Source organism: Clostridium sp. Marseille-Q5894 (assembly GCF_946902305.1).
In the GTDB taxonomy this organism is placed as follows: Bacteria; Bacillota_I; Bacilli_A; order Erysipelotrichales; family Coprobacillaceae; genus Thomasclavelia.
Genome location: NZ_CAMPPT010000007.1, coordinates 1 through 12659, shown reverse-complemented (window position 1 = coordinate 12659; position 12659 = coordinate 1). Strand labels below are relative to the sequence as shown.

The 12659-nt window shown below is 29.4% G+C and carries 9 protein-coding genes; 6 read left to right on the top strand and 3 right to left on the bottom strand.

Annotated elements, in window-relative coordinates; translation table 11 throughout:
• Nucleotides 1-360 precede the first annotated feature (360 nt).
• Nucleotides 361-1134: an HD domain-containing protein gene (locus tag OC535_RS10765; protein WP_227052503.1), complete on the bottom strand. Its 774-nt coding sequence runs from the start codon at nt 1132-1134 to the stop codon at nt 361-363.
• Nucleotides 1135-1277: 143 nt separating this feature from the next.
• On the opposite strand from OC535_RS10765, the gene OC535_RS10760 reads away from it, so the two are divergent.
• Nucleotides 1278-1772, top strand: a complete 495-nt coding sequence (locus tag OC535_RS10760; protein WP_498823814.1) for a GNAT family N-acetyltransferase — start codon at nt 1278-1280, stop codon at nt 1770-1772.
• 100 nt (nt 1773-1872) lie between these two features.
• Nucleotides 1873-2373: a ferritin-like domain-containing protein gene (locus OC535_RS10755; protein ID WP_227052505.1), complete on the top strand. Its 501-nt coding sequence runs from the start codon at nt 1873-1875 to the stop codon at nt 2371-2373.
• Nucleotide 2374: 1 nt separating this feature from the next.
• Here the strand turns inward: OC535_RS10755 and OC535_RS10750 are convergent, their stop codons facing one another.
• Nucleotides 2375-3403, bottom strand: coding sequence for a glycoside hydrolase family 25 protein (locus OC535_RS10750; protein WP_227052506.1), 1029 nt, complete (start codon nt 3401-3403; stop codon nt 2375-2377).
• Nucleotides 3404-3589: 186 nt separating this feature from the next.
• On the opposite strand from OC535_RS10750, the gene OC535_RS10745 reads away from it, so the two are divergent.
• From OC535_RS10745 to OC535_RS10730, 4 genes are all read left to right on the top strand, one after another.
• On the top strand, nt 3590-4792 hold the full coding sequence (locus OC535_RS10745; RefSeq protein ID WP_227052507.1) for a C40 family peptidase: 1203 nt from the start codon (nt 3590-3592) through the stop codon (nt 4790-4792).
• Between the two features lie 121 nt (nt 4793-4913).
• Nucleotides 4914-6242, top strand: coding sequence for a coiled-coil domain-containing protein (locus OC535_RS10740; RefSeq protein ID WP_227052508.1), 1329 nt, complete (start codon nt 4914-4916; stop codon nt 6240-6242).
• Nucleotides 6243-6329: 87 nt separating this feature from the next.
• Nucleotides 6330-6692 (top strand): CidA/LrgA family protein, encoded by a 363-nt coding sequence (locus OC535_RS10735; protein ID WP_024722051.1) that lies wholly within the window; start codon nt 6330-6332, stop codon nt 6690-6692.
• Nucleotides 6685-7377, top strand: a complete 693-nt coding sequence (locus tag OC535_RS10730; protein WP_498823813.1) for an LrgB family protein — start codon at nt 6685-6687, stop codon at nt 7375-7377. Before OC535_RS10735 ends, OC535_RS10730 begins: the two co-directional genes overlap by 8 nt.
• 632 nt (nt 7378-8009) lie before the next feature.
• On the opposite strand, the gene OC535_RS10725 is transcribed toward OC535_RS10730, so the two are convergent.
• Nucleotides 8010-12536, bottom strand: a complete 4527-nt coding sequence (locus tag OC535_RS10725) for a GH92 family glycosyl hydrolase (protein ID WP_498823812.1) — start codon at nt 12534-12536, stop codon at nt 8010-8012.
• Nucleotides 12537-12659 lie beyond the last annotated feature (123 nt).

The window sequence follows — 12659 nt, the reverse complement described above, 5'->3', positions numbered from 1 at the left end:
ATTTAAATCAGAATCAGCGAAACTACATATACGTACCTTTTTTCAAAATCGTTGATCTTAACCAAAGATACTCTTCCAAAAAATCTTTTAGTACGCATTGCTTATATAAATGTCATATAAGCACACCACAAAAAGGTTAGAGATAAAAATCTCTAGCCTTTATAAATTATTATAGTGTCCTTTAACACTAGGCTAATTATCATTAATACATTTATTTAGCCATTTGCAAATGATTTTATCAAATCATTTTGCCATAATAAATATAATTTTGATAAAAAATGATAACGATTCAATTATATAGGATATGAATCCTCTAAACAACTCATTTGCTTATATATCAATTTCTAAAAATAGATTCTATTATTTTACCTGCTCATTTATATAATTCATTACCTCACGATAAATGACCTGCATTCTATTTTTTGTCTCATCATTTCGATAATCTAAACGATTATATAAAATATCAATATATTTATTATTCAAAATCTCTAAAAAACAATATTTAAAATTCAAATCAAATACAAAAGCAAAATGCGATAACCAAACATCCAGATCCGTCTTACGCATCGTACTTAAGACCGTTTGATGCTTTAAAAAAGATTGGTAAACTTCATCTGTAATTGTCTGATTTTCAATCTCTTCTTTAGTTTTATCAAAAATTGGTTCTAGTGGAAGAGTACATTTAATTTCTAAATTATCAATTTTATCAGCATCACGAATAATCTTAGCATGCATTAACTCTCGCTCATTCAAACCTGATTCTATAACAAACTTATTATGATTTTTTATTGCTTTATAGATAATAGTATCATTATCTCGATCATCACTAAATTTTTCAATCAATTTATCTTCAAATAATAACTTCACACCAAAATCAGCATGATCTACAGTTAGATTATCATAAAAACTATTATATATCCGTAATTGCTCAAAACGTCCAATATCATGCAATAACGCAATTAAACACGCTAAATCAATTTCTGATTGTTCGATATTTAAACTCTCAGCAATCGCTCTAGCTTTATTTACAACGCTATAAGTATGTTTTATTTTTAGTTCAACTTTAGGATTTTTTGTATCGTAATCCTTAACATAATCATTAAATACTTTATACGCTTCTTCTATTTTAAACATCCTATCACCTCATTATTAGTATACAATGAATTTCTTGTTTAACCTATTTTTTTCTATAAAAGAAATAATTTTAAAAACTATTTATTCTAATAAATACCAATTTTTCTATAGTTATGTTATATTTATAAATAGGATGTGATCAGATGAAATTAAGACTAACAAAGACTAGTGATTTAAATGCAGTTATGGAAATTATTAATCAAGCTAAATCTTATTTTAAAGCCCAAGGCATCAATCAATGGCAAGATGGTTATCCAAACGAAATTTCGATTATTAATGATATTGGACAACGTGAGGCTTATGTTTTAGAAGATGATGGTAAAATTATTGCCACAGCAATGATTTCCAAAGCTATAGAACCTAATTATAACTATATCGAAGGGAAATGGTTACAAGACGGTAAATATCTTGTAATACATAGAATTGCTATCCGCGATAATTATAAAGGACAGGGACTAGCAAAAATAATTCTAGATGAAACTTTAAAATTATTTCCTAACATATCAAGTATTCGAATGGATACGCATGATGATAATCTTTCTATGCAGCGTTTTTTAACTAAATATGGCTTTAATTATTGTGGTACTATTTATTTAGAAAACAAAGAGAAACGCCGAGCTTATGAAAAACTTCTTTAACCTGCAACATTTTGCAGGTTTTATTTTATTCTGATTATTAAAAGCAAAATAATTATTCATATTTATAGTCATTTTACATATCTTAAAATGAGGTGAAAAAATGAACTGTAAGATAGATAGACCTTATCCTAAAGTAGCGATTGAGGCACCAAATGAAACATATGGACTAATGATCTTAGATAATGTTGGCGGTATGAATTCTAAAATTTCTGCCATTAGTCAATATATTTATGATCATGCTATTACTAATAAAGAATTTCTTGAATTAAAACAAATATTTTTAGATATTTCAATGGTTGAAATACATCATTTAAATATATTTATGGAATTAGCACTAAAATTAGAAATGGATCCCCGCTGGTGGACCTGTTTAAATGACCAGTGCTGTTATTGGTCACCTTCATATTTAAACTATCCTCAACAAATTGATGAAATGTTACAAACCGCCATCGATAACGAGTATCAGGCAATCAATAAGTATATGTATCAAATTAAAATCATTAAAGATCCTTTTATTGTTGCAATTTTAAAGCGGATCATTGAAGATGAAGAATTACACATTAAGATTTTAAAAGAATGGCAGGCTAAATTAGTTAGATAAACTAACTAATTAGCTTGCCTTCTTTTAATAGCTGCAACATTTCTAAATTTTGTGCTGCGCTGCCTACATAATTATTTATTCCATTTAGATTAGCTAGCCGCCTTCTGTTTTCAAAACTGATATCTTCACCAATCTCATTTAAAGCATTTACGAAACTATCACCAACATAATTAGGATTAGATAAATAATTTACTTTCCCTTCAATTACCTGGTCATTTACCCAACCCTGATCTTCACCTATCAAGTATGGATTTCGAGCATTTCGCACGATTCTGCTTATTCTTCCTACATTACGATATGGTCGCAATGGATTAGTAGATTCACTTGTCAAAAACACATAATTAAATCTAACTGTATCACCTATTTTATATTGTTCTACAGGCGTATTCTTATCAAAATTATTTTTTCCTGCTTGTTTAATTATTGTCGGAAAGTCTTTGTAGCAGTAATTTAAGTCTACTATCGTTGGTACACCCTCTACCCAGCCAGTTGACGAATACTGCCACATATCATATGGCTTATCAAAATTCAATTCTGAAGCGTAGTTAGCAACCCAGCGCGTATAATTATCAAAAACATTGCTCGTTAATTTTGTTTTCCACCAGTATAAAGAGGCATACATTCCAACAAAATAACCATTTGCTTCTAATTCATCAGCAAAAGTCTTTGCAATATTTGCAATTACCGCATTTGATTGTTTCCCTGTAGTATTTTCATCTTCTAAATCATAATATACAGGATAAGCCATTTTATAATCTTTGACTAAACGCATTACATGCTGCGCTTCACCTTTAGCATCACTGCTGTTTTTCGCATAAGAATATAAGTATACGCCAAAAGGAATACCTAATCTTGTACACTCATCAGCATTTCGTTTAAATAATTTATCATCCTGACCAGGAAGATCCTGTCCATAACCACATCTAATAATTGCAAAATCAATATGTTTTTTTGCTGTTTCCCAATCAATCAAGCCTTGATATTGTGAAACATCAATTCCATGTGTCAATACATCTGTTCTCAATTCCATTATTTTTCCTCCCAATTTTAATATATGAAGATTTTATGAAAATGTGTGACTTTGACAACATTTTCATCATTTTGGTGTTAAAATAAAAATAATGTGATATAATCACATTGATATGGAGTCACTATCCATATGACTTAAATTGAATATAAAATTTTATAATATATTAAAAAAATAGGAGGTAATTAAATGAAAAAGCTATTCATTTCAACCTTAGGTGTATGTACGGCACTATCATTATTTGTCTTTCCTACAACCATTAAGGCGACTGATTTTGAAGGGCAAGAAGATAAGTATATGAAAATTTGTTCTTCTTCCAATCTGTCAAATAGCAATTTAAATACGTGCAAAGAATTTAATACATATCTTAAAAACAAAAATCAAAAATTAAAAAATCAAGTTAATGATACTAAAAATGAAGCTTCTAATACTAAAGCTAATATTGATAGTATCACAGCAGAAATCACTTCATTAAATGATGATATTGCTCAAAAAGAAGCTGAAATCAATTATTTACAAACATCTATTTCTAATTTAGAAGCAAGTATTGAAAAAAAAGAAACAGAACTTAAAGATCGCATGTATTCAATGCAAACCTATATGAATGATAATTCATATATTGATTTTATCTTTGGTGCATCAGATTTTTCTGATATGTTTTCTAGGATCCAAAGCATTAATGAATTAACATCTTACGATAAAGAATTAGTATCTGAATTAGCTGATGAGAAAAAACAAGTTGAATCACAAAAAGCTACAGTAGTTAGTGCAAAAGCTAATATTGAAGCTCAACGTGAAGCTAAAAAAACACTACAAGAGCAATTTGAAGCATTGTATATTAAGCAAAATGCTGAGGTGATTGCTCAAGAAAAAGCAGCTTTACAAGCTCAAAACAGCAGTCAAACAATCGACGATAATTTAGCTGCCTTTGCCGCTGCTGTAAAAGAATCTGAGGTTCCAAGTGGCAGTGTAGTTTCTGGTAATTCAGAAATTGGTAATGCTATTGCAAACAAAGCATTAAGTAAACAAGGAAGTGTTTATGTATATGGGGCCTGTCATAGTATGTCCGAAATCGCTAATCCTAATCAATCAACTTTTGATTGTTCTGGTTTAGTTAGCTGGGCCTTCTATCAAGCCGGTGTCAACATTGGCAGCAATAGTACTAAAACATTAGCAAATAAGGGTGTATCAGTATCACGTAGTAGTATGCAGGCTGGAGATATTATTTTATTTAGTAGTAACGGCAGTGCTAGTGGTATTCATCATGTTGGGATTTATATTGGTGGCGGAAATATGGTTCACGCTCCACAAACTGGTGATGTAGTAAAAATTGCTTCTTTAAGCAGTTCTTATTATCAGGCTCACTGGTATGATGTTAGAAGATTATATTAAGATAAGCAAATTGCTTATCTTTTTATTTATTAAAAATAGGCTTTTAACTTAGAAAATTTATAAACATCTATTTACTTATGGCGAATTTTGTAGGATAATTACCCTGTATCGAGGTGATTAAATGAAAATTAAAAAAATTATACCGGCAATAGTTGTATTGTCACTCTTAACAACTACATATTCTAATGTCTCACCAGTAAAAGCTGTGGATTTTGAAGGTAATGAAAGTAAATATATGAATTTATGTTCATCTTCTAATATATCTAACAGTAATAAATCGACATGTGAACAATTTAATAAATATTTAAAGGAAAAAAATAAAGATTTAACTGCTCAGTTAGCTTCTCAAAAAGAGGCTGCTAATGATACTAAAGCAACACTTGAAAGTGTTCAAAAGCAATTAGATGAAATTAATAAACAAATTAGTGATAAAGAAGCTGAGATTAATTATTTAACAACAACGATTTCTAATCTTCAAGCAAGTATCGAAAAAAATACTCAATTATTAAAAGATCGAATGTATTCAATGCAATCTTATAGTAATGATAATACATTCATCAACTTTATTTTTGGTGCTTCTAATTTTTCTGATATGTTTGCTAGAATCGAAGGTTTTAATGAATTAACTAGAAGTGATAAAGAATTGATCGCTGAATTAAGCAATCAAAAAATTCAAGTTGAAGAACAGCAAAAAACACTTGAAGATGCTAAAACAGCATTATTAAGTCAACAGGAAGCTCAAAAAACTTTACAAAATAAATATACAGCATTATTAGAAGAACAAAATAAAAATATTGCTTCTACTCAAAACGCTATCTATGATTATGGTGAAATGACAGAAAGTTTAAATGCAGCAATTGAAGAATTCAACAAAAATGCATATGAAACTCCTGCTCCTACACCACCAAAACCAAATAATTCAAACAATAACTCAAGTAACAATTCAAGCAATAACAACAATAATTCAAATAACAATTCAAGTAATAATAACAATAATAATAGCAATAGTAATAATAACAGTGGCAACAATTCTTCAAATATCAGTAATTTGGGAGAAAAGATTTATGCTGCTGCATATAGTCAGCTTGGAAAACGTTATTGGTGGGGAGCTTCTGGTCCTGATTACTATGATTGCTCTGGTTTAGTATATTGGAGTTTAAAACAAGCTGGTGTTTCTGGAGGACGTGGTACTGCATCATCATATTCACAAAAATGGACAGGTGTCAGCTTTAACAATTCTCAAACTGGTGATCTAGTATGTTTTGGAAGTCCTGCTTACCATATTGGAATTGTAATCGTTAACTCTGATGGTTCAAGATCAATGATTCATGCAGGAGGGGGCGACAGCTCTACGCATGGTGATGATCCTAATGCATATGTTAAGATTTCTTCAATAGAACCAGGTTCATATTATTATTCTAGAATTTCAACAATACGACATGTTAATTAACACTGATAAACTAATCAGTGTTTTTTTTATTTATATATTTAAATATCTTCAACATGTGCTATAATCATTCAAAGAATGGGGGTTATTATGAAATACATACATCAATTTTTAATTATTTTAACAATTTCTTTTATTGGGGAACTGCTCGGACTAATTTTACCATTGCCTATTCCTGCAAGTGTATATGGTTTAGGAATTATGTTAATATGTTTATTTACAGGTATTATTAAGATTAAACAAATTGAAGATGTTGCCGATTGGTTAATATTAATCATGCCAGTATTATTTGTACCTTCTGCAGTTAGTCTGATCAATGTAGGAGAAACAATAATGAAAGATATTTTAATTATTAGTGTCATTACTTTGATTAGTACTATAGTTGTTATGGTTGTTACAGGAAAAGTTGCTCAATCTATAATTGAAAGAAAGGAGCATCATGAAAGTGAATGATATTTTAGTTGATACTGTTTATTTTGGACTGGTTATGAGTTTTTTATGTTATTGGGTAGCGATGCAAATTAGAAAAAAGTTACCCTATCCAATCTTTAATCCACTTTTAATTAGTGCTATTTTTATTATTAGTATCTTAGTTATTTTTGATATTGATTTTGATACCTATAATAAAGGTGCACAATTTATTACTATGTTGTTAACACCATCAACTGTATGTCTCGCTATTCCTTTATATAAACAGATAAAAATTTTAATTAAACATTTTGATGCTATTATAATCAGTCTTTTAAGTGGGTGTGTAGCTGGTATTGCATCAATATTTATCTTATGTTTTTTTATGAAAGTTGAACCTATTATTTATTATTCACTTTTACCAAAATCAATTACTACTGCGATTGCTATCGGTGTTTCTGATAAAATAGGCGGTAATTCTACTATTACTGTAGGAGTTGTTATTGTTACAGGTATCTTAGGTGCTATTATCGCTAAAAGTATCTGTAAACTATGTAATATTAAGCATCCTGTTGCAATTGGTTTAGCACTTGGAAACAGCGCTCATGCAATCGGTACAGCAAAAGCTCTTGAATTTGGTGAAATTGAAGGTGCCATGAGTAGTTTATCTATTGTAATAGCTGGATTACTGATGGTAATCATTGCTCCATTAATGGCTACATTACTTTGATCTTATTACACAAATAAAGTATAAATTTCAAACCGTTAAAATATTTTTTTAACGGTTTTTAAGTTAGCATATAAATAATCGTTCACGATTGATTTTTCATTATTCACCATATATTTTCCTTTGCTGATATCAACAAGTTTATTATTAAACACAAATTATTTATTTTATCAAATATATTACAATAAAATAATTTATAGTATAACTTAATATAAACTTGTAAAATCCTATTCCTCATTAAATTCATACCAACTTATAAAATAATTAATTTCTGATTCCTATCTTCTTTATTGATGATTTTTTATTCGTAAATAAAGCTTTCTTAATAAATTTTCTCCATTATTAAGATTTACTGTCTTATAAAAGGCATTTCATAACCAGCATAAAGTTATCTATTATTAACGCAATTTAAGAATAAATATAATAAAATGTTAACAACAATAAATTAAATTTTTATATAATTATTCAACATTTTAGCATAATACCATTTATCCATAATATTTCATTAAATTTCCATATACTGGATCCAAAAACTATAAAAAACAGTCTTCAATTACGTTTTATAACTGAAAACTGTTTTAAATTTAAGAGAGAATCTTATTTTGTTACAATTTCAAGAAAGACTTTACCACATACTATTTATGAGCTCTTCTTTTTTTATTTACTGCTAATACCATTGAAACTAATGCTAATCCTACTACTGAGTATTTTAAACTTGCACTATCTCCAGTTCTGATACTTACAGTTGTATCCCCTGATTTTACTGTCTTGCTTGTTACATTTTCATTTACTACAGGTATTTCTGAATTAACTGCTAATCCTTCAATTGCACTGTTCAATGCTGCTACAGCTGCTTCTACTTCTGCTTCTGTAGCTTCTGGATCATCTAATACTGCTTGGACACCATTTAATGTTTCTTGCAATACATTCCATGATTCTGCACTGTAACTTGCCGCATTTAAACCTTGGACCTTATTAATTAGGTCATTTAATAAATCTTTATTTGGTTTTAGTCTCAAGTTCAAGAAGGCTTTTACTAATTCTGTATAGGCTTCATCTACTTCATCCTGCATTGCATTTTCATTAGCTAATACATCTTTAGCTTTTTCCAATACAGCTAACATATTAGACCATGATGATTCAATGTATTTACTTTCATCTAAGCCATTGATTTGATCTACTTGTTTTTGTAATGCTGTTTTATCTCCTTTAAAGAATTCCAACATCTGCATTACACTTGCTAGTCGAGTAAAAGCATTATTCACTTCTTCTTGAATGGCACCTATATCATTGTAAACTGCATTAGCTTCATCTCTCGCTGTTTTGAATTCATCAGCTACTACTGGAATTACTTTTTCTAAATCTTTATCAGTAATTGCATTAGCTAAATCAATTGCAATCTTTAATGCAGTTTTATCACTATCAACTATTTTATCTCCATATAAATGGAATTCATATACTCTAGCGTTATCTTCATTAGCGCTACCTAATTTTTTAATTAATAATCTAAAATCATCACCTATAACTGGTGTATTTAATTTTGCATAATAAAGATTTTCTTGGTTACCAGTTACATTATGAACATCTTTCCATTCATCATTTTCTTTAACTTGTAATTGGAAATCTCTTGTAATATAACTTGAATTTTCTTTTTCTGCACTCAATAATTCTAAAGCATATACACGGTATTTTTGTGGTAATTTTACTTCTAGCCAGTAATAGCCATTATCATCATTGCTATTACGACAACTCCATTTTGTATTTGTATCAAAATCAATTGCTTTAATAGCTTCTTCATTTTCATTAACAGCATGATTTACTGATACTTCAATACCAGGCGTTTTCATAATACTTCCAGTAAATGTTGAATAGTCCTTATCACCATAAAGCTCAACTTCATAAATTCTCGTTGTTCTAGCTTGATTTGCTTGAGTTGGGTTTGTTACATACAAACGAATATAACGTCCTTCAAACATAGGTAAAGTTCTTGAAGTTGTTGAATCAGTGTTTCCTACAACACTATCAACATCTAACCATTCCTCACCTGATTTTACTTGAAGTTTGAAATCTCTTGTATTATATGATGCTTGTTCTCCACCAGCTTGAGCATGTTTTACAACCCATTTATTTAATTGATAAACATCTCCTAAATCTATTTCTAACCAGAAATCTGGATTTGCTGATGACTCATTATCTTTACTACACCATTTAGTTTTAATATTGCCATCAACAGCATATTTTCCATCTTCGGCTTCACTATGTCTACCACTAGCTGTTACATTTTTATTTTTAGCTATATTTTCTGTAGAATTTAATTTTTTACCTGTTAAACCACTACTATTTTCTACTTTTAATTTTAATGAATCTGAAACATTTCCAAAAAGATCAACTGCTACTACAGTATAATAGAAAGTTCCTGCTTGTTTTGTTTCACTATAACTTAAATCATTTGTAGATGTTAAAAGACTTACTTCATCTAAATCATAATTTTCTTCATCACCACTATATACTCGATACTCTTTAATCTTTATATTATCGGTTGCTTCAGGCCAACTAAATTTAACTAGACCAACATCAAGATATCTTTCATCTAACTTAATTTCACCATTAAGTATAGGTTTTTCGAAATCAGAAACATCTACTTTTATAACAGATAAATTTAATGATCTATTCCCAAAATAATCCTCTGCTTCTACTTTAAAATATTTAACTACATTTGATACATCAAATGTATAAGTTGTATTTTTAGTTGATGTAACTAATGTTTCATCATTTAATTCAAAATCTTCTTGAGTTGAGCTATAAATATTATATTGTTTGATTTGTGTATTATCTGTAGCTTCATCCCAATTTAATGCTAATGTACCTTCATTTAATTTTGAATCATCTAATATTAATCCTGTTACATCACTTGGATTTTCATTATCTACTTCTCTTACCCAATCACTTGGTTGACTACCCATTACATATTCTAAAATTCCACCTTCTTTGATTTGATTCCAAGTTAATTTAGAAGATGTTAATGGTTGTCCATTCCATGTTGCTGATTGAACATAGATATTTTCATCACTAACATTGATTCCTTTAATAACAAAATCATTTCCTGTTCCTAAATGATAAGTAACTTCTGGTAAACGGGTTCCATGTAAATAATAATTATTAGTTCCTGACATTGGGAAGAATCCACTCATCATAAACAAATACATTGAACTCATTGCACCATTATCTTCATCACCTGGATAACCAACATCAGTATATTCACTTAAATACACATCAACCCATTTACTTGCTAGATCAGGACGTTGAACTTCATCACTTGCTAAAGTCCAAATTGTTTGGAATGCAGGTTCATTTGCAAAATTGATATAACCTTGTCCTAAAGCATAATCTAAACGATCAGCATATTCATATTTACCACCCATTTTTTCTACTAATGTTGGTAAATCAAACGTAGGAGCATAACTTCCTTCCCAAATTCCTGCTTCATAAAAGTCATCATTATAACCTTGCCATAATTTTTCAGTTCCATCATTTCCTACAAAATGACTTGGATCCACAGTTGCATAACTTCCATTTGCCGCTCTTTTATGAATAAATCCTTTATAACCATCTGATGACACAAGATTTTCATCCCAGTTATTTAACCATTTTTTAGAAGATTGAAGATATTTTTCATAATCTTCTTGATAACCTAACCCATTTGCCATCATAGCTACAGCATAATCATTATAAGCAAAACCTACTGTTGCTGAACTTGGTTTCAAACGCCACGAATACTTATCACCATTAATCGCTTCGGTTTCACCAGTATTCCATCCTAGTGTTGCATAATTTTTTGAACGATAATTTTCTGCTTCACTTTTAACAACCTGATAAGCTTCTTGCCAATCTACACCTTCAATTCCTTTTAAATATGCATCAGCAATGATATTTTCAATATCATTTCCACCTTGTCCACAAACATATTCTTTTCCTTGAATATAGGCATCTGATATTTTTCCAGTCTCTTTATAACGTTTAATAAATGAATTAATATTTGCTACAACCATTTCTGGACGAGTTAATTGTAAAAATGGAAATACTGTTCGCCAAGAATCCCACAATGTATAATAATCATCCCAAGTACCATGATCTTCTGTACGATCTCTTGGTTGAACATTAGTATGATATAAAGCAGTATAGAATTTACCTTTTGTTTCTTCGTCAACTTGACTACCTAATTCTACTTCCCCAAGAATTTCATTCCATATATCTTGAGCTTCTTCTTTTTCTTTTTCAAAATCAAATTCACTAATTTCATTATTTAAAAATTCTTTTGCTTTATCTACACTTACAAAAGAAATTGCAATTTTAACATTAACTTCTTGATTACTTGAAGTATCAAATTTTACATAGGCTCCAAAATGTTCATTATTAGATGTTTTTTCTAAACTTAAAATATCATTTTTTAATCCACCATTATCCCATGTTCCAATTTCTTCAATATCTTGATCAAATTTTAAAGCAAAATACATATTCCAATCACTAGGGTTCCAGTTTTTACTAAATGTACCCCCACCAGTGATCATTTTATTTTCTTTATCAATATTAACTGATCCAGATTTTAAAGCTACTTCTCCGCCAATTTTTCTACTTACATCAATTAATAATGATGATGAATCAGCATTTTCTGGATAAGTGAAACGATAAATTGCTGAATGATAATTAGGTGTTACTTCAGCTTTAATACCATATTTATCAAGCTTAACTGTATAATAATTTGCTTGCCCTTTTTCTTCACTTATACTTGAGGCATGATCCCGATCACTTGTTTTTATTTCACCAGTTTGAGGTGATAATAAAAAATTACCATATGATTTTGTTCCTCCAGAACCCTGTGTATATAACTGACCAAAACCAACTACAGGATTCCCACGATGATACCCTCCATTATCAGGTGGTGTTGTTTCAGGGCTTGGATGAATAGATCCATTAGGTAGTGATGGACCGGCTGATGTTGATCCTTCATCGACATTAGTTCCAAATAATGTATTCGTATATTCAACATAACTTTCATCAGTTTCACGTGCTGCATCAACATTTATACTATTTATCGAAAAAATCGACATAATCATAAACGCTGATAATAAAACAGCAACAACTTTTTTTCCACGAATATTCATAATCTCATTTTTCCTTTCTCAAAATTAAAATCATTAATTAAAATATTATACATAATCTAAAATTCTATTAATTTCACCTCCTTAGATCATTAAAAAGACTTATTTACATTTTAATTATAAATT